Origin of the sequence: Actinoplanes utahensis (assembly GCF_016862455.1) — a bacterium.
Classification (GTDB): Bacteria; Actinomycetota; Actinomycetes; order Mycobacteriales; family Micromonosporaceae; genus Actinoplanes; species Actinoplanes utahensis.
On record NZ_BOMZ01000044.1, the window covers coordinates 83,769 to 101,914 of the forward strand.

The 18,146-nt window shown below is 71.8% G+C and carries 14 protein-coding genes; 10 read left to right on the forward strand and 4 right to left on the reverse strand.

The genetic code is table 11. The features are described from left to right. Nucleotides 1–13: 13 nt before the first annotated feature. Entirely contained in the window at nt 14–961 is a 948-nt protein-coding gene (locus Aut01nite_RS16620; protein ID WP_043521700.1) for an NmrA/HSCARG family protein, read from the reverse strand. A gap of 451 nt (nt 962–1,412) precedes the next feature. On the opposite strand from Aut01nite_RS16620, the gene Aut01nite_RS16625 reads away from it, so the two are divergent. Next, nucleotides 1,413–1,916 (forward strand): hypothetical protein, encoded by a 504-nt coding sequence (locus Aut01nite_RS16625; RefSeq protein ID WP_043521697.1) that lies wholly within the window; start codon nt 1,413–1,415, stop codon nt 1,914–1,916. A gap of 359 nt (nt 1,917–2,275) precedes the next feature. Here the strand turns inward: Aut01nite_RS16625 and Aut01nite_RS16630 are convergent, their stop codons facing one another. Beyond that, nucleotides 2,276–3,736 (reverse strand): alpha-amylase family protein, encoded by a 1,461-nt coding sequence (locus tag Aut01nite_RS16630; protein ID WP_043521696.1) that lies wholly within the window; start codon nt 3,734–3,736, stop codon nt 2,276–2,278. Between the two features lie 43 nt (nt 3,737–3,779). Further along, complete coding sequence (locus tag Aut01nite_RS16635) at nt 3,780–4,205, reverse strand: cupin domain-containing protein (RefSeq protein ID WP_043521694.1); 426 nt, start codon at nt 4,203–4,205, stop codon at nt 3,780–3,782. A 100-nt stretch (nt 4,206–4,305) separates the two neighbouring features. On the opposite strand from Aut01nite_RS16635, the gene Aut01nite_RS16640 reads away from it, so the two are divergent. Genes Aut01nite_RS16640 through Aut01nite_RS16655 form a run of 4 tightly spaced genes read left to right on the forward strand, consistent with a single transcriptional unit; the run spans nt 4,306 to nt 9,495 of the window. After that, entirely contained in the window at nt 4,306–5,643 is a 1,338-nt protein-coding gene (locus tag Aut01nite_RS16640) for a pyridoxal phosphate-dependent aminotransferase (protein WP_236642472.1), read from the forward strand. 36 nt (nt 5,644–5,679) lie between these two features. Beyond that, entirely contained in the window at nt 5,680–7,680 is a 2,001-nt protein-coding gene (locus Aut01nite_RS16645; protein WP_052163086.1) for a sensor histidine kinase, read from the forward strand. A gap of 20 nt (nt 7,681–7,700) precedes the next feature. Then, nucleotides 7,701–8,906: a GAF domain-containing sensor histidine kinase gene (locus Aut01nite_RS16650; RefSeq protein ID WP_236642471.1), complete on the forward strand. Its 1,206-nt coding sequence runs from the start codon at nt 7,701–7,703 to the stop codon at nt 8,904–8,906. 16 nt (nt 8,907–8,922) lie between these two features. Further along, nucleotides 8,923–9,495, forward strand: a complete 573-nt coding sequence (locus Aut01nite_RS16655) for a hypothetical protein (protein ID WP_043521692.1) — start codon at nt 8,923–8,925, stop codon at nt 9,493–9,495. A 35-nt stretch (nt 9,496–9,530) separates the two neighbouring features. Here Aut01nite_RS16655 and Aut01nite_RS16660 read toward each other — a convergent pair whose 3' ends face one another. Further along, nucleotides 9,531–11,534, reverse strand: coding sequence for a sensor histidine kinase (locus Aut01nite_RS16660; RefSeq protein WP_043521691.1), 2,004 nt, complete (start codon nt 11,532–11,534; stop codon nt 9,531–9,533). 188 nt (nt 11,535–11,722) lie between these two features. On the opposite strand from Aut01nite_RS16660, the gene Aut01nite_RS16665 reads away from it, so the two are divergent. From Aut01nite_RS16665 to Aut01nite_RS16685, 5 genes are all read left to right on the forward strand, one after another. Beyond that, nucleotides 11,723–12,886: a S8 family peptidase gene (locus Aut01nite_RS16665; protein ID WP_043521689.1), complete on the forward strand. Its 1,164-nt coding sequence runs from the start codon at nt 11,723–11,725 to the stop codon at nt 12,884–12,886. Between the two features lie 123 nt (nt 12,887–13,009). After that, nucleotides 13,010–14,443, forward strand: coding sequence for an NAD(P)/FAD-dependent oxidoreductase (locus tag Aut01nite_RS16670; RefSeq protein ID WP_043521688.1), 1,434 nt, complete (start codon nt 13,010–13,012; stop codon nt 14,441–14,443). A 658-nt stretch (nt 14,444–15,101) separates the two neighbouring features. Beyond that, nucleotides 15,102–15,521 carry a response regulator gene (locus tag Aut01nite_RS16675; protein ID WP_083998433.1) on the forward strand — a complete coding sequence of 140 codons (420 nt, stop codon included), beginning with the start codon at nt 15,102–15,104 and terminating at the stop codon, nt 15,519–15,521. 235 nt (nt 15,522–15,756) lie between these two features. Further along, the gene (locus Aut01nite_RS16680) at nt 15,757–16,854 is read left to right on the forward strand and encodes an LLM class flavin-dependent oxidoreductase (protein WP_043521686.1); all 1,098 of its coding nucleotides are present in this window, start codon (nt 15,757–15,759) and stop codon (nt 16,852–16,854) included. Beyond that, nucleotides 16,851–18,146: an ABC transporter substrate-binding protein gene (locus tag Aut01nite_RS16685; protein ID WP_043521685.1), complete on the forward strand. Its 1,296-nt coding sequence runs from the start codon at nt 16,851–16,853 to the stop codon at nt 18,144–18,146. The genes Aut01nite_RS16680 and Aut01nite_RS16685 overlap by 4 nt, the downstream gene beginning before the upstream one ends.

Below are 18,146 nucleotides of genomic sequence, written 5' to 3' on the forward strand. Positions count from 1 at the left end.
GCGCCACGGGTCGTCATGCGGTGGGAATGGTGTGACCGTTCGCGGCCAGCCACTCGTCGAAGGTCTGCAGCCCCGGGTTGAGCCGGCGGACCTCGGCGAGGTCGCGGACGCCGGTGAAGTAGTCCGCGAACTCGGTGTAGTACTGCAGCATGTTGCCCGCCTCGTCGGCGCCGGGGAAGCCCAGACCACGGTAGGCGTCGTGGCTGAGCGGACGGTAGACGACCGGCTCCCCGACGGCCCGGCTCAGGCCGGCCGCGATCTGCTCGCCGGTCAGGTGCTCGCCGGCGATGTGGACGGTGCGGCCCACATACTCGTCACCGGCGCGGAAGATGCCGTACGCGGTCCGGCCGATGTCGGCGACCGCGATCCCGGCGAGCCTGCTGCCGCCCATCGGCAGGCTCAGCGTGAGCACGCCGTCCGCATCCCGGGTGGCGCCCCAGCCGTTGGCGAGGTTCTCCCAGTAGAAGGTGGTCCGCAGGAACGTGGTCGGCACCCCGGCCGCCCGGAACAGCCCGTCCGCCTCGGCCTTGGCGTCGAAGTGCGGAACCTTGTACCTGCCCTGGAGGGTCGGCATCCGGTCGTCGTCCACCGGGATGTGGTCGCGGGTGTCCTCCAGGGTGGACCAGATCACGTGCCTCAGGCCGGTCCGTTTCGCGGCGCCCGCCAGGTCGGCGGCCTCCTCGAGCTCCCTCTCCGCGGACATGTGCGCCCAGAAGTCGGTCACCAGGAAGGCGCCGTACGCTCCGGTGAACGCCCGTTCCAGGCTCCCGGCGTCGTAGTTGTCGGCCTGCACCACCTCGGCGCCGAGCTTCACCAGCTCCTGCGCGCGGGGCGAGGTGGTATCCCGGGTCAGGGCCCGGACCGCGTACTCACCCGAGGGGTCGGCAAGGATCGCCTCGACCAGTCCGCCACCCTGGGAACCGGTGGCGCCGACAACCGCGATGATCTTCTGCTGGCTCATTCCGATCACTCTCTCCGTTACCGGTGAGGGGCTCTCTGTGCCTCTCCTGACCCGCTCAACCTGAGCAAGGAATCGATGATTCCCGATGGAACGAGACGGCGGTCACGCCGCACCGCGACCCCGCCGGCGGTGGCCGCGTCCCCGTCCCGCGTGCGCAACGGGCAGGGCTCGGCGCGCCGCTCCAGCGCCAGCCGCCCCGGCACGCCGCCGCCGTCCCGCGGCGCCCAGCGCAGGTCGACGCCCGGCGGCACCCGGAAGTCCTGCCGGTCGTCCGGTGGCCAGGTACTGCGCGTACCACAGGCCGTCGGCAGCTTCAGCGCGTCCTGGCCGGGCCGGGGCAGGAACAGCCGAAACCTAGGCTTCTCGGCCGGTCCAGGGGCGGGCGCGGCGCCCGCCTCCGCACTGACGACCATCCGGGGCGGGGCTGCGGGCGACTGCCATCATGATTCCTGTGAATCTCCAGAGCACGGCGCACCGGATCGCATGGGGCCTGATCCTGCTCGTTCTGTGCCTCCTCGGCGTCGAGTCCTACGGCGGCTTGCTGGAATGGAGGTTCCAGATCAACGCGGTACCGGTCGAGGCACGCGTCGACCGGGCGTCCGTCGCCCCGGACTGGACCGTGGCCTTCCCGTGGAACGGTGAGCTGCACACCGCCTACACCGAACGGCTGTCCGGATCGCCGCTGGAAGGCGACCGGATCCCGATCCTGGTCGACCCGAACGACCCGGCGATCGTGGCGTCCCCGGGAATGACCCTCGACGACTGGTCGGACCTGCCCGATCTCATCGCCGTGTGCGTGGTCTTCGTGCTGATCGCCGTCCTCATCCTCTGGCGGGTCCGCCTCCCCGCCGTGCCGCCGGCCCCGCCGCTCCCGCGCCCCCGCGGCACAGCGAACCGCTTCCGCCACCCCGGCGGCCGCCGCCCCGCCCGCCGCCGCCAGACCCGCCGCCACTGACGGCGTCTCACCGCTCTGCCGCACCGCCGCCTGTCACGGTCAGCCGGATCGCCGGCCATACGTGCGGCCCGTCGAACGGACCGGGAACCGGGCTCGACGCCTACCGACGGCCGCAACAGCCGGCCGTACCCGCGGACTGCCGGACCGACCGGGAACCGGCCTCGACGACGGCCGGCGACCGGGGTGACCGTCACCGGCGCATTCGGCCCGGTGGGCGCGGGTCGGCGGTGACCACCGCCTGCCTCGCGTGGACCGTCACGGGACGTGGGGTCCGGCGGGGGCGGCTCACGGCGTACCGGGAAAGGGTCGGGGAAACGAGCGGCGAGGGAGCCGCGGCAGCCACCGTGCGCAGCGGCGGATCAGGCGGGCTCGACGGCGAGGACGTGGGCGGCCCACGGCGGAAGGTCGACGAAGAGGCCCTCGCGGGAGAGCTCGTCGCCGTCGCGGTCGAAGACGCGGCCGTCGAGGAGGTCGGTGAGCTCCCAGGAGCGGGTGGCCAGACCGGGCCAGGGCAGCCGGACGCGGGCCTGGGCGGGCCGGTCGCCGAAGTTGACGACGATCAGGTGACGGGTGGCGGCGTCGTGCCAGGACCAGGCCAGGACGTGTCGGTGGGTGGGGTTGTCGGGCCAGCCGGCGGAGTCGAGCAGCCGCCATTCGCCGTGCCGGACCCGGGACGCGACGGTGAGCAGCCGGCGGTGGAAGGAGCGCAGGTCGGGGTCGGCCGGCTCGTCGGGGTAGCGGCCTAGGAAGACCGGCAGGTGGGTGCGGCGGCCGTCGAACTGGCCGTCGTGCCAGAGGGTGCCGCCGGGCAGGGTGGCGACGGCGACCGCGGCGGCACGGCCGCGACCGCCGGGGATCGCCACGGCGGCGCGCGGCTCGTCGTGGTTCTCGATGAAGCGCAGCAGCCGGTCCTGGTAGCCGCGGTCGGCGAGCAGGTGCCCGCGGACCGCGGCGGCGTCCTCATGGGCGAGACGGTCGTAGAGGCGCTTGTCGTAGCAGAGGTCGAAGCCCTGCTCCTGCAACATCCACTCGGTGTCCCAATAGGCCTCGGCGATCAGGATCAGATCGGGATGGACGGCCCGGACCCGCTGGATGATCGACGGCCAGAACTCCTCGGCGGGAACCGGCCCGGCCCGGTGGCCCCACGTCCCGGCGAAGATGTCGTTGGTGAGCAGCATCGCCATGTCGACGCGGACGCCGTCGCACTGCTCGCCGATCCCGGTCAGCAGGTCGACGGTGGCGGCGCGCAGACCCGGGTCGAACGCGTTGAGCTGGGCGACGTCCGGCCACGGCGGGAAGTACGGGTCGCGGCCGAAGGCGAGGATCCGGCCGTCCGCCGCGAACCAGGCCAACGGGTCGGCGGCCAGGTCGTCCGGGGTGCCCTGGATGAACCAGTTCGGGTTCTCCACGGTCGCCGGATGGTCCGGGGCCACGTGGTTGGGCACGTAGTCGAGGATCAGTTTCAGGCCCCGCCGGCGCAGCTCGGCCCGGGCCGCGGCCAGGCCGTCCGGGCCACCGAGCCGGTCGTCGGCCCGGTAGCGCCGGACACAGTAGGGCGAGCCGACCACGTCGTCGGCGGCGAGGTCCGGCAGGGCGGCCCGGAAGGCGCGCTGGAGCAGCTCGTTCTCCCGGGCGACGGCCAGGCCGGCGGGGCTTCGCTCCCAGACGCCCATCAGCCAGACCGCGTCCACGCCGGGGGCGGCGATCTCGTCCCACACCTCGGCGGGGACGTCGGCCAGGGTGACCGGCCGCCCGTACCGCCGGGTCAGCCCGGCCAGCCACGGCCAGGTGCCGATCTCGTAGATCACCGGCGCGGTCATGCTCGCCCCCTTCGCTCCTGCCCCACCTTTTCATGATCGGCCGTCAGGCGCACCCGGGGTCGGGGGTGTCGGTGGAGAGCGGCAGCCCCTTCGGGGTGGCGTAGACGACGTCCAGGATCAGCGGGGTACGGGACCGGTTCTCCCCCCGGTGGGCGTGCGGCTCCTCGGGCTGCTCCATCAGGCTCTCCCCCGCGGCGTAGCGGCGCACCGTGACGCAGTCGGCCATCCGGTGGGTGAGGGTGCCCTGCCGCACGTTGGCGAAGACCAGCCCGGGATGCCGGTGCCAGCCGGTGTCGCCGCCGGGCGCGATGGTGATCTCCCGCATCACGTAGCCGGTGTCCTCGACCGTCCACTGCCACACGACCCGGGTCGTCACCCCGTGCCCCGGCGTGGCGTGCGCCGGACTCGCCGTCATCACCGCGCCGAACACCACCGTGCCGGCCAGTCCCACCCTGATCAGTCCGCGCATCCTCGTCCCCCTGTCGTGACAGCCACCTCAGGAGAGAACGAACTAGTTGATCAATCGTGGCGGGGCGGATCCTTTCCTGTGGATTAAGCATCGACGGATCGTGAACGATCCGCGTGCCGGCCCCGTATCGACTGGCGGCAACGTCACCGAAGAGGTTCGGGAGGACACCGTGGCACGGACCGGTATCGATACGTCGATCCTGCACAAGGGCTCGCACAGCGCGTCCTACTTCGACGTGGCCCGGGCCGCGGGCGAGGGTGTCGAGATCGTCGACTTCTGCATCCCGTGCAACCCGTACTTCCCGACACCGGAGATGTTCGACGAGCTCGCCCGGGACCTGAAGAGCATCCTCAAGTACTACCCCAGCGACTCGTCGGCGATCACCAAGAAACTGGCCGCCGTGCTCGGCCTGCACCCGCAGACGGTGGCGATGGCGAACGGCTCGACCGAGCTGATCACCTGGATCGACCACCTGCTGATCAAGGAGAGCGTGGCGATCCCGATCCCGACGTTCGGGCGCTGGACCGACCAGCCGATGGAGACCGGCAAGCGGGTCGACATGTTCCCGTTGCAGGAACGCGACGGCTTCCGGCTCGACCTGGAGGAGTACGTCCGGTTCATCCGCGAGCGCAAGTCCCGGGTCGCGGTGGTCTGCAACGTCAACAACCCGGACGGGCACTACATACCGCGGCGTGACGTGATCCGTTTCCTGGACGCCCTCAGCGACCTGGACCTGGTCGTCGTCGACGAGTCGTTCATCGACTTCTCCGACGCCGAACGGTACCCGTCGGTCGGCCCGGACGCGGTGATCCGGCCGAACGCGGTGGTGCTGAAGAGCCTCGGCAAGAACTTCGGCCTGCACGGCATCCGGTTCGGCTACATGCTGGCGAACCCGGCGATCGCCGGGAAGATCGCCCGGATGCTGCCCAAGTGGAACCTGAACTCCCTCGCGGAGAAGGTCGTCCACATGATCTCCGACCACGAGATGGAGTACGAGGAGAGCCTGCGCCTGCTCAGCCGGGACCGCCGCTCGATGGGCCGGGAGCTGCAGCGCGTCCAGGGCCTGACGGTGTTCCCCTCGCAGGGCAACTTCTTCCTGGTGAAGCTGCCGAACGAGTGGTCCGGCACGGCGCTGCGCGACTACCTGGTGGCCAACCACGGCATCATGACCCGGGAATGCGGCAACAAGCTCGGCATGACCAGCCAGTTCATGCGGCTCGTGGTGCGCCCGGCCGCCGACGTGGACCGTCTCGTCGACGGGATGATGGATTACGCGCAACGGTTCCACAGCCGGTCCGTGTACGACTCCGACCCCCTGGAGAGCAGCCGCTCCCGGTGGGCCGACCCCACCTACGAGGACCAGCCCGACAACCTCATCCCGTACCCGAGCCACCGTGCCGGGGCCGACTACACGGCCCGCCGCGCCGCCGTGAGCTGACGCTCAGTCCGGCCCGCCGCCCGCCGATAAGTGGGGGTGACGTACGGCAGGTCGCTGGCACGCACGGGTGGGTTCGCCCTGGCGTACCTCCTGGCTGTCCTGGCCGGCCGCCTCACCGTGCTGGACGGCCGCAACATGAGCCTGGTCTGGCCCGCGGCGGGTGTCGCCGCGGTCTGGTTCTGCGCCCAGCGGAGATCCCGCGCCCGCTGGGCGGACGTCGCCGCACTCGCCGTGATCACGATGGTGGTGAACACGGCGACCGGCGCGACGCCGGCGATGGCGGCGATCTTCGTCGCCGCCAACCTGGCCCAGGTGTGGACCTTCCTGCGCCTGCTCGACACGTGGCGCCCCCGGCTCTGGGACGACGGGCTGCACCGATCCCGTGACCTGTGGGCGCTGCTCGGCGCCGCGTTCGGCGCGACGGTCGCCGGCGCCGCCGTCGGCCCCACCGGGATGTGGCTGATCACCGGGCACTACTCGTGGCCGTCCACGTTCGTCTGGCTGGCCCGCAACACCGCCGGTGTGCTGCTGATCGGCGCGGTCGCGCTCTGCGCCGGGCAGATCGCCGCCTGGTTCCGGCAGGGCCGTCCGCTCCGCCGCCACCGGGCCGCCGAGTGCATCGCCCTGATCGTCTGCTCGGCGACCGTCTACCTGGGCACCTTCGCCTACAGCCGGGGCCTGCCGATCGCGTTCACCCTGCTCGCCGCCACGATCTGGGCGGGCGCCCGGTTCCCCACCCCGTTCGTGGTGGTGCACGACCTGGCCGTGGGCACCGTCTCGGTGCTGTTCACCCTGAGCGGGCACGGGCCGTTCGCCGCGATCGACGACGCCACCACCCGCGCCTTCGTCGGCCAGCTGTTCGTCGTCATGGTGGCGGTGGTCGGGCTGACCCTGGCGCTGGGCCGCAACGAACGCGACAGCCTGCTCACCGAACTGGCCGCGGAGAAGGCGCAGCTGGCCCGGGAGCGCGAGCAGGCCTCCCAGCGCGCCGACCTCCTCCAGACGATCATCGACTCGACCTTCGACGGCCTGCTCCTGCTGGATCCCGACCGGCGGGTGCTGCTGCGCAACCCGGCCGCCACCCAGCTGCTCGGCGAGTTCACCGGCCTCGACGGCCTGCTGCGCAACACCGACGGCACCCCGTTCGTGCTGGACCTGACCGGCGCGGACCTCCCGGAGACCGACGTCCTGGTCAGCGGCACCGGCCGCGTCCTCAGCCTGCGCGCCGCCGAACTGCCCGACCCGGACGGCGCGCGGAGCTCCGTCGTCCTGTTCCACGACGTCACCGCGGAACGCCGGCGCCGCGACGAGCTGACCGGTTTCGCCGGGGTGGTGGCGCACGACCTGCTCAGCCCGCTCACCGCGATCACCGGCTGGGCCGAGGTCGCGGCCGCGGCCGTCGACATGACACCCGCCCATCCGGCCGTCGACCGGGCCCGCGACGGCCTGGCCCGGGTGAGCCGGTCGGCCGAGCGGATGCGGTCGCTGATCGACGGGCTGCTCGATTACACCACCGCCCGGGACGGGGAGGTCGCCACCGAGACGGTGGACCTCGGCGCGATGGTCGCCGAGGTGACGGTGGCCCGGCTGGACGCGGCGATCGCCGGTGGCCTCCCGCCGCCCCGGTTCACCGTGGGCGGCCTGCCCCGGGTCCGGGCCGACCCGGTGCTGATGCGGCAGCTGCTGGACAACCTGATCGGCAACGCGATCAAGTACACCGCCCCCGGGGTGACGCCGTCGCTGACCATCACCGCGACCAACGTGGACCGGATGGCGCACGTCTGCGTCGCCGACAACGGTATCGGCATCCCGGCCGGTCAGCACGACCAGATCTTCGGCAACTTCCACCGGGCACACGCCACCCAGGGGTACGCCGGAACCGGTCTCGGCCTGGGCATCTGCAAACGGATCGTGGAACGGCACGGCGGAACGATCACCGCGGCGGACAACCCGGGCGGTGGCTCGCGATTCCTGTTCACGGTCCCGCTGGACGCGCGCGACCACGAGCCCGCCCGCGATTCCGCTCAGCTCCACTGACCCGCCGCCGATGAGCATTCGTGGAGCGCGAACGCCGGGACGCCGACGAGCAGGCCAGGCTGGAGGCCCTGCGGTCCTACCAGGTGCTCGACCGGGCCCGCCCGCCCGTCCTGGACGATCTGACCCGGCTCGCCGCCTCGATGTTCGACACCCCGATGGCCGCGATCTCACTCGTCGACCGGGACCGGCAGTGGTTCGCCGGCAGGCACGGGCTGGCCGACGAGCAGACCCCGCTCGACGTCTCGTTCTGCAGGCACGTCGTCCCGGACGGGAAGCCGCTGATCGTCCCGGACGCGACCCGTGACAGCCGGTTCGCCGGGCTCTCCAACGTCACCGGGGCGCCGAACATCAGGTTCTACGCCGGCGCGCCGATCGTCGACGAGGACGGGCACACCCTCGGCGCCATGTGCGTGATCGACGACCGGCCGCGCGACATCGACGAACGCCAGGTGCGCAACCTGGTCACCTTCGCCGGGCAGGCGTCCACCCACCTGGCGGCGATCCGGAACCGGCTGCGGATGGCCGACCTCGGCGACGAGCTGGCGCGTGCCTCGCAGCGGGAGGACGACCTGGTCGCGTCGATCACCCACGAGCTGCGTACACCGGTCGCGTCGATCCAGGGCTACCTGGAGATCCTCGGTGATCAGGGTGCGGATCTGGCCCCGTACCGGCGGCTGATCGAACCGATCCGGCGCAACGGGGAACGCCTGGTCAGCATGGTCGATCATCTGCTGGCCGGCACCCGGCCGGACGAGGCCCCGCTGCCCGACCCGGTCGGCACGGTCGCGCTGGACACCGTGGTCGACGCCGCCGTGCACACCTGCCGGCCGCTGATCGCGCTGCGCTCCGAGACGGTCCGGATGCACCGCGACGGTGCCGTGCAGGTCCGCGCCGACCTGGCCCGGCTGGCCGACGCCATCGCGCAGCTGCTGCGCAACGCGCTGCTTTTCACCCCGTCGGACCGTCCGATCACGATCGGCACCGGGAGCCGGCCGCAGCCGCACGTCACGATCACCGATACCGGGATCGGCATCCCGGACGACGAGCTGCCGTACGTCTTCGACCGTTTCTATCGCGGCCGGTACGCCCGTGAACAGGCAGTTCCCGGGGTGGGTCTGGGTCTGACGATCGCTCGCAACATCATCCAGGCGCACCACGGCACGGTCACCGTGTCACCGGCGCCCACCGGTACCGTCGCCCGCGTGACACTGCCCGCCTGCGCCTAGGTCTTAGGCTAGACGGATGGCTCAGCCCGGGGGCATGCACGTCGACGCCATCGTGTCCGTGATCCTGCGGCGGCTGGCCGAGCAGCACCGGATCGTCCCGGAGTACATCGTCCGCGACGCCGTCGACGCCGCGCTGCGCCGCCGCCTCCCGGACGCGCGTGTCGTCCCGGCCGACGTGGCCGAGGAGCTGATCAGCGGGTTCTGCGACGGGATCGCGACCGCCGAGGACGACTCGGCGACCATGCCGGCGGTGCTCAGCGGCGATGAGACCGGGCGGCTGATGACCGCGCTCGGGCTGGCCGTGCACGTGGCCGCGTTCAACCTGGACCGGGACCGGCTGCACGTGGCGCAGATCCTCAACGGGGCGGCCGCGGCGCTGGTGGCGCTGGGCTCCGGGGCGCGGGCGGCGCACGCCGACGGGACCTCGGCGGTGCTGCTGTCACCGGCCACGCTGCGGACCGTGCGGACCACCGTGCTCGGGGTCCTGCAGGGCCTCCAGGATCGCGGCTGGCAGGCCCGGCACCTCGATCAGGACGCCACCACCACGCTGTTCGGCGGCGTCCTGGACATGCTCGGCGCCGTGCCCTGAGCACCCGCGTGCGCCCTCGAGACGCCGATCAGCGGTCAGCGGGCCGGGGTGAGCGCGCGGGCGTACGCGGACCGCCCGGCCGGGAGGGTGAACGACATCCGGGTGCCCTGGCCGTACGGATTGGCCATCGCCTCGATCGTCCCGCCGTGCCGTTCCACGATCCGCTTGCAGATCGCCAGTTCCAGGCCGGTGGCGCTGCTGCCCTTGTCGCGGTGGAAGTTGGTGAAGATCTCGTGCCGGGTCCCGGGCGGCAGGCCGATGCCGTTGTCGAGGATGTCGATGCGCAGCAGCCCGTTCGGCGCCGGCTGGCAGGAGATCGCCACGTACGGGCCCACCTCGGGAGCGACCGTCCGCAGCGAGTTGTCGATCAGGTTCTCCAGCAGCTGCCGCAGCAGCACCGGGTCCGCCTCGACCGGGTCGAGCCGGCCCACCTCGAAGTACGGCGGCGCCGTACCGATGCTGTCGGCCAGGTCGAGACGGCTGTTGACGATGTCGCCGACGAGAAGCGCCAGGTTGACCGTGGTGGGCATCATCTTGCCGTCGCGAGCCGCGGTGTAGGCGAGCAGCCCGTTGAGGAACGTCCGCATCCGGGCGGCGGCCCGCTGGATCCGGGTGACCCGCTCGGCCGGCTGGTACCCGGCCAGCTCCTGCTCCAGGACCTCGGCCCAGCCCTCGATCGTGGTCAGCGGATTGAGCAGGTTGTGCGCCACCCGCCCGGAGAAGGACATCAGCTCCTCGCGGTGCCGCCGGTCGGCGGTGACGTCGTGGAACACCACCACCACGTGGTACGGGCCGGCGCCGAGCGACAGCCGGGCGGTGTTGAACCGGACGATCCGGCCCTCCGGCACGGCCCCGTTGCGCACCAGCACGTCCATCGGCTCGGCCTCCTCCCCGGCGAGCACGCGGACGTGCGGCAGTTCGGCGTCGGTGAGCGGGGTGCCGTCCGGGCGGAAGAAGCCGTGATCGCTGCCGAGCGGCACCGTGCCGGACACCGTGTTCGCCGCGCCGAGCAGCCGCCCGGCGGCCGGGTTGCGCAGCACCAGACGGCCGGTGTGGTCGAGGATCGCCAGGCCCTCGGTCATCGAGTTGACCACCGTGGTCATCATCGTCGCCTTGTCGGTGGCCTCCTGCTCGGAGGCCCGTAGGCGCTCGATCAGGGCGTCACGTTCGGCGCAGGTGAGCGCGAGGGTCAGCCCGACCAGCCCGACGATCCCGGCGAAGAACTGGATGAGCAGGCCGCGGACATCCTCGTCGGCGACCGTCGCGTACGGCCCGATCCCGGCCCGGGTGCACAGGCCCGCCACGGTGGTGAACACCGCGGAGTGGGCGAGCACCACCGCGGCCGGCATCCGGATGGCGCCCCACACGGTCAGCGCGATCAGCACGAACCCGATCGGCAGTTCCTCCTGGTAGCCGAAGACGTACCAGTAGGCGGCCGCCGAGGCTCCGAAGATCAGCACGCATTCCGACCAGCGGGCCCGGCTCACCGCCCGGATCTCCCGGCCGCGGTCGCGGAACAGCGGGATCACGCGCCGCAGGGCCACCCCGAAGATCAGGATGGCGACGACGTCGCGGGCCAGCCGGGTGACCGCTTCGACCGGCGTCCACTCCCGGCCGAGACCGGCCAGGGCCCACAGCAGGGTGCCGGTCGCCGCGCTGAGCGCCGCGCAGAGCAGCGCACGCCACAGTTCGCCCAGCCGGGACAGCGGCGGGCCGTCCTGGTCGCCGGCCCAGGGCAGCCAGCGGCCGGACGCGAACGCGAAGACCAGCGCCCCGCCCGTCGCCGCGACGGACTCGGCGAGCACGGTCTCCCACCCGGCGCCGTGCAGGAACATCCCGGCCGCGGTGAGGAGACCGACGGCGGCCGCCTCGGGCAGGCGCCATCGGCTCATCACCAGCCAGACCGCCGCGACGCCGGCGGCCGGCCAGAGCATCGGCAGGTCCGAGTGGCCCAGGGTGGTACCGGCCCCGGCCAGCACGGCCAGCAGATACAGCATCGCGAAGCCGAGAACGGGCGGTACGGCCATCGGAAGTCTCATCGGGTCGCCTCGTATCGGGATGTGGCCCTTTCCTCCCTCCTGTCGGCAACCGCGCCGAAACCCTGAGCCGGAGATATATACATTTCGATATATAGGCGGGGGCGGCCGTCCCGCTTACGCTCGCCTGAAGCTGCCGAGTGACGAGCATCTATCCTATGCTCCGCCGGCAGGCGCGAGAGAGGAAGATCATGGCGATTCGACGACCCGGCCGGATTCTCGCCGCCGGACTGTTCGCACTGGCCACGGCGGTCGTGGCGGGCGGAACCCCGGCCACCGCCGCCCCGGCGACCGGCACCGTCCGGCTGGCCGGCAGCGCCGACGCTATCCCCGGCAGCTACATCGTGGTCCTCAAGGACGGGGCGACCGCCGAGGTCGGCAAGTCCTACGGAGCGACCGTCAAGCGCGGCTTCGGCAAGGCCCTCAACGGGTTCGAGGCCGGCATGACCGAGTACCAGGCCAGGCGCCTGGCCGCCGACAAGAACGTGGCGTACGTCGAGCAGAACCGAGTGATCTCGCTGACCGCCACGCAGACCAACGCGACCTGGGGCATCGACCGCATCGACCAGCGGGCCCGGCCGTTGAGCACCACCTACACCTACCCGGTGACCGCCTCCAACGTCACCGCCTACATCATCGACACCGGCATCCTCTACAGCCACAGCCAGTTCGGCGGCCGGGCGACCCCCGGATACGACGCCGTCGGCAGCGGCGCGGTCGACTGCAACGGCCACGGCACCCACGTCGCCGGCACGGTCGGCGGATCCACGTACGGCGTGGCGAAGGCCGTCAGACTGGTCGGCGTCCGGGTGCTCAACTGCTCCGGCTCCGGCACCACCGCCGGGGTCATCGCGGGCGTCAACTGGGTCACCCAGAACGCCGTGAAGCCGGCGGTCGCCAACATGAGCCTCGGCGGCGGCGCCAGCAGCACCATCGACACCGCGGTACGCAACTCCATCGCGTCCGGTGTCACCTACGCGGTCGCGGCCGGCAACTCCAACGCGAACGCCTGCAACGCCTCGCCCGCCCGCGTGCCCACCGCGCTCACGGTCGGATCCACCACCAGCACCGACGCCCGGTCCAGCTTCTCCAACTACGGCACCTGCCTGGACATCTTCGCGCCCGGCTCGTCGATCACCTCGGCGTGGTACACCAGCAGCGGCGCCACCAACACCATCAGCGGCACCTCGATGGCGGCCCCGCACGTCGCCGGCGCGGCCGCCCTGGTCCTGTCCCGGAACACCGGCTACACCCCGGCGCAGGTGGCCAGCGCACTGACCACCAACGCCACCACCGGAGTGGTGACCAGCCCCGGCACCGGCTCCCCGAACCGCCTGCTCTTCGTGGTCCAGTAAGCCGCGACGACACGGCTCCGCCTTTCGTGACAGCGATGATCAGTGATGATCATCGCTGTCACGCGAGGACTTCCAGCCCCCGCAGAAGGGTTCTACTGGAGGTAGCGAGGAGCGTGATCTCTCATGATCGAGCAAGGACAGGCACGGCACCGGGTGGTCGTGGTCGGGGCGGGTTTCGGTGGCAAGTACGCCGCCCGAGCGCTACGCAAGGCCCCCGCCGACGTGACCGTGATCAACGGAACCAACCACCACGTCTTCGAACCGCTCATCTACCAGGTCGCCACCGGTGTCCTGTCACCCGGTGAGGTCGCCACCCCGGTGCGGGAGCTGTTCCGCGGGCAGCGCAACACCGAGGTGCTGCTCGGCTGGGTCACCGACGTGGACGCCGAGAACCGCACGGTCACCGCCACCGCGCCCGGCGGCCTTCCGTACCAGGTGCCCTACGACACCCTGATCGTGGCCGCCGGCACCGCCCAGTCGTACTTCGGCAACGACCGGTTCGCCGCGTACGCCCCCAGCCTCAAGAGCATCGACGACGCCGTGGAACTGCGCTCGAAGATTCTCACCGCCTTCGAGATGGCCGAACTGGCCACCGACCCGGCCGAGCAGGAGCGCCTGCTCACCTTCGCGATCGTCGGCGCCGGCCCCACCGGCGTGGAACTGGCCGGCCAGATCGCCGAGATCGCGCACCGCACGCTCCCCGGCGAGTACCGCCGCATCGACCCGGCGCGGGCCAGGATCGTCCTGATCGACGCCGCCGACCGGATCCTGCCGGCCTTCGCCCCGGGCTCGTCCGCGTCCGCCGCCGCCCGCCTCCGCCGGCTCGGCGTCGAGATCCGGGTGAACACCACGGTCACCGACGTCGACGCCACCGGTGTCACGGTCGACGGCGGCGAGCGCATCGCGACGATGGTGAAGGTGTGGAGCGCCGGCGTCGCGGCCGGCCCGCTCGCCGCACGCCTGGCCGCCGCGACCGGCGCGGAGACCGACCGCTCCGGGCGCATCAAGGTCGAGCCGGACCTCACCGTCCCCGGCCACCCGGAGATCTTCGTGGTCGGCGACCTGATGAGCCTCGACCGGCTGCCCGGCGTCGCGCAGGTCTCCATCCAGGGCGGCGGCTACGTGGGCCGGCTGATCCGGCGCCGCCTCACCGGCAGGCCCGCCGGCAAGCCGTTCCACTACTTCGACAAGGGCAACATCGCCACGGTCTCCCGCTTCTCCGCGGTCGCCGACCTGCGCGGCCTGCGCCTGACCGGACTCGCCGGCTGGCTGCTCTGGCTCGGCGTGCACTGGGCCTACCTGCCGAAAGGCCGCAACCGGGCCAGTTCGCTGATCCGCTGGGCCGCCGCGTTCCTGGGCCGCTCCCGCCCGGAACGTGCCGTCACCGCCCGCCAGGCCGGCCTCGCCGCCCCCACCCCGGAGCCGGTCACCGCCCGTCCGGCCGGCCCCGCCACGCCCACCCCGAAGCCCGTCACCGCCCGTCAGGCCGGCCCCGCCACGCCCACCCCGGTCGCCCCGGAGCCCGCCACCGCGCAGCAGGTGCCCCAGCTCAGCTGACCGCTTGCGGTTCTTTCCGACCCCTCCGCGGTACGGGCCACGCCGCCCCCGCCGGAACCCCGCCGTCCCGTGACCACCGCGCGAGGTCCGCGGTGGTCACGGCCGCAACGCGGCCGCCGGGCCGAGGCGGTGGTTCCGGCTGGTTGTCACGGCTGTCTCGGCTGCGCTGAGACAGCCGTCCGTGTCCTTGCGACGCCCGTGCCGTGTGTGAAAGTCGGCCGCTGGGCCGGTTGACATAACGCATTCATTCAAGGCGTGAGCTGCGGTGACGGCCGACTTTCGAGTCAGCAGTGACAACCAGCCGGGGGCGAGCGTGACCGGGCGGCCGGCCCGCACCATCGGGCCTGGGGTGACCGCGACCAGGCGCCTCACCCCGGCGGCCGCGTTGCGGCCGTCAGCGTCGCGGACCTCGCGCGGACGCTGACGGGACGGCCGGGCTCTGGCGAGGGACGAGGCACGGCGTACCGGATACGGGGTGGGAAAGACAGCGGATCGGGACGCGCGGCAGTGGCGGTGAGTGACGCCTCGCCGGGCGGGGTGTCCACGGTTCGGCAACCGGGATGCAACCCGGGTTTCCCTGGCGGCCGGCTGAGGCGGGCCGATTGCTCCGGTCAACCTCGCGGCGCAACGCCGCCCCGCCAGAGAACCGGAGAAACCCATGACGGCCCTGATGGACATCACCCCCGTTCTCCCGCACACCGGCACCGGCCCCACCGTGCTCGTGGTCGACGACGACGAGACCGTGCGTGACCTGGTCACCTTCAAGTTGCAGATGGCCGGGTTCCGGACGATCACCGCGGCGGACGGCTGTACCGCGCTGACCCTGGTCGCCGAGTCGCGGCCCGATCTGGTGGTGCTCGACATCGCGATGCCGGGCATGGACGGGCTGAGCGTCTGCTACCGGATGCACGCGGACCCGGCGACCGCCGCGATCCCGGTGATCATGCTGAGCGGCATGGCCACCGACACCGACATCGATCTGGCGTTCGTCTCCGGCGCCGAGGAGTACCTGTCGAAACCGGTGAACCCGGGTGAGCTGGTGCGGCGGGTGAGCTGGCTGCTGCCGCCGCGGCACTGAGGCGTGCGGGAGGGCCGCTCGGCGACGCCCGGCAGGGCGGAGGCGGGCGGCCCTCACCGCGCCGACAGCGGCTCACCGCATCGACAGCGGCTCACCGCGCCGGCAGCGGCGGGAGCCGATGCGACACGGAGCGCCGGCACCGGTTCGATCATCGGACGGCCACGATGTGAGAACGTGCACATATTCTAGTTCACCTCCTTGATCGATAGGACTTGCGGCACTTAAGCTCCACGCCATGCCCGTGGTCCTGCATTGGTTCCTGCCCACGACCGGCGACAGCCGATCCATCGTGGGCGTCGACGATCGTGGTGGCCGCAGCACGCACACCGACGGTGCGGCGCTGCGCGAACCCGACATCGATTACCTCGCCGACGTCGCCCGTGCCGCCGAGCGCAACGGCTTCACCGGGGTCCTCACCCCGACCGGCACCTGGTGCGAGGACGCCTGGCTGACCACCGCGGCGATCGCCCGCGAGACCAGCACGCTGAAGTTCCTGGTGGCGTTCCGCCCCGGCTCGCTGTCGCCGACCCTGGCCGCGCAGATGGCCGCCACCTTCCAGCGGATCTCCCGCGGCCGGCTGATGCTCAACATCGTCACCGGCAGCGACTCCGCCGAGCAGCAGCGCTTCGGCGACTGGCTGGACAAGGATCAGCGATACGCACGGACCGGCGAGTTCCTCCGCGTCCTGCGCGGCGCCTGGACCGGCCCGTTCGACTTCGAGGGCGAGCACTTTCACGTGGCCGGGGCGTTCGCGCCACGCCGCTTCGACGCCCCACCGATCTACTTCGGTGGCTCGTCCGGGCCCGCGCTGGACGTCGCGGCCGAGCACGCCGAGGTCTACCTGACCTGGGGCGAGCCGCCCGCCGCTGTCGCGGAGAAGGTCGCCGCCCTGCGGGAGCGCGGCTTCCAGGGCCGCTTCGGCATCCGGATGCACGTGATCACCCGGGACACCGCGAAGCAGGCGTGGGCGGAAGCCGACGCGCTGCTCGACGCCCTCACCCCGGAGCAGATCGCGAAGGCACAGTCCTCGCTGCGGCAGGCCGACTCGGTCGGCCAGCAGCGCATGCTCGCCCTGCACGGCGGAACCCGAGACGGTCTCGAGATCTACCCGAATCTCTGGGCCGGTGTCGGCCTGGTCCGTCCCGGCGCCGGGACGGCACTGGTCGGCAGCCACACCGAGGTCGCCGACCGGATCGCCGAGTACCACGACCTCGGCATCGATGAATTTCTTCTCTCCGGATATCCACACCTCGAAGAGGCGTACCACGCCGGAGAGGGCCTGATGCCCGAGCTCCGGCGTCGTGGCCTCCTGTCAGGAGCCTTGTCGAAATGACCGTTCTCAACCGCCGTGACCTGCTGCGCCTCGCCGCCGGAGCGGGAGCCGCCTCGTTCCTGGCCGCCTGCGCGGGGCCCGGCGATTCGTCCAGCGACACCGGGGCCACCAGCGGCAGCGGCAGCGGCCTGTCCGGGCCGAAGGAGGGCGACATCTCGTTCGCCCACTGGCGGGCCGAGGACAAGGAGGTCTTCGAGCAGATCATCGGCGAGTTCGCCAAGGCCACCCCGAAGATCACGGTCCGGCAGGACATCTCGCCGTCCAACGACTACCAGAGCACCGCGTTGCAGAAGCTGCGCGGCGGCTCGATCGGTGACGCGTTCACCGCGTTCCGGGGCGCGCAGTTCCTCGCCATCGCCGAGGCCGGTGTCTCCACCGACCTGACCGGGCAGGCGCTGCTGCAGAAGTACGAGACCTCGCTGATCACCGCGGGCGCCACCGGCGGCAAGCAGTACGGGGTGCCGTACCAGCTGGTGTTCAACACTCCCCTGGCCAACACCGACCTGATCAGCAAGGCCGGTCTCAACGAGGCGCCGAAGGACTGGCAGGGCTTCCTCGCGCTGGCCGACAAGCTGAAGAGCCAGGGCGTCGCCCCGATCGCGTGGCCGGGCGGCGACGCCGCGAACGCCGGTCAGCTCCTCAACGTCCTGGTCGTCAACAACGCGCCGACCGACGACGCCCTCGGCAAGATCGAGACCGGCGAGCACAAGGTCACCGACGACTGGTTCCTCACCGTGCTCAAGCAGTACGCCGAGCTGCGCCCGTACTTCCAGACCGGTTTCACCGGGACCGGCAGCGACGCCGCGCTCGCGCTGTTCGCCCAGGGCAAGGCCGCGCTGCTGGCCACCGGCTCGTTCCAGGTCTCGGGGGTGCGCAAGCTCGGCGCCACGTTCCCGATCGACCTGCTCGCGCCGATCACCACGACCGCGGACAAGGCCCGGTACGAGGGTGTCCACAACGCCACCTTCATCCTGGGCGTGAACGCCAAGTCGTCGAAGCAGGGCGCCGCGCTGGCCTGGCTGGAGCGGCTGTCCGACCCGGCCGTCGCCGGTGTCTACGCCAACGGCACCGCCCAGCACGTCACGGTCAAGGGTGTCGAGTACACCAACCCCGACCTCAAGGCGCTCGCGCCGTGGCTCACCCGGAAGACCGCCCTGGCCCCGCGTTTCCAGTTCACCGACCTGGACATCCGCGGCGCCGTGGAGAACGCCACCGTCCAGGTGGCCGGCGGCAAGAGCCCGGAGCAGGCGGCCGAGGAGGCCCAGAAGGTCATCGACCAGAAGAAGAAGTAG

What these genes read in the sequence shown, in the direction of transcription:
- Aut01nite_RS16655 (WP_043521692.1), top strand. Translation starts at nt 8,923, where the DNA reads ATGGCTCAGCCCGGGGGCATGCACGTCGACGCCATCGTGTCCGTGATC.
- Aut01nite_RS16620 (WP_043521700.1), bottom strand. Translation starts at nt 961, where the DNA reads ATGAGCCAGCAGAAGATCATCGCGGTTGTCGGCGCCACCGGTTCCCAG.
- Aut01nite_RS16680 (WP_043521686.1), top strand. Translation starts at nt 15,757, where the DNA reads ATGCCCGTGGTCCTGCATTGGTTCCTGCCCACGACCGGCGACAGCCGA.
- Aut01nite_RS16630 (WP_043521696.1), bottom strand. Translation starts at nt 3,736, where the DNA reads ATGACCGCGCCGGTGATCTACGAGATCGGCACCTGGCCGTGGCTGGCC.
- Aut01nite_RS16635 (WP_043521694.1), bottom strand. Translation starts at nt 4,205, where the DNA reads ATGCGCGGACTGATCAGGGTGGGACTGGCCGGCACGGTGGTGTTCGGC.
- Aut01nite_RS16665 (WP_043521689.1), top strand. Translation starts at nt 11,723, where the DNA reads ATGGCGATTCGACGACCCGGCCGGATTCTCGCCGCCGGACTGTTCGCA.
- Aut01nite_RS16670 (WP_043521688.1), top strand. Translation starts at nt 13,010, where the DNA reads ATGATCGAGCAAGGACAGGCACGGCACCGGGTGGTCGTGGTCGGGGCG.
- Aut01nite_RS16660 (WP_043521691.1), bottom strand. Translation starts at nt 11,534, where the DNA reads ATGAGACTTCCGATGGCCGTACCGCCCGTTCTCGGCTTCGCGATGCTG.
- Aut01nite_RS16675 (WP_083998433.1), top strand. Translation starts at nt 15,102, where the DNA reads ATGACGGCCCTGATGGACATCACCCCCGTTCTCCCGCACACCGGCACC.
- Aut01nite_RS16685 (WP_043521685.1), top strand. Translation starts at nt 16,851, where the DNA reads ATGACCGTTCTCAACCGCCGTGACCTGCTGCGCCTCGCCGCCGGAGCG.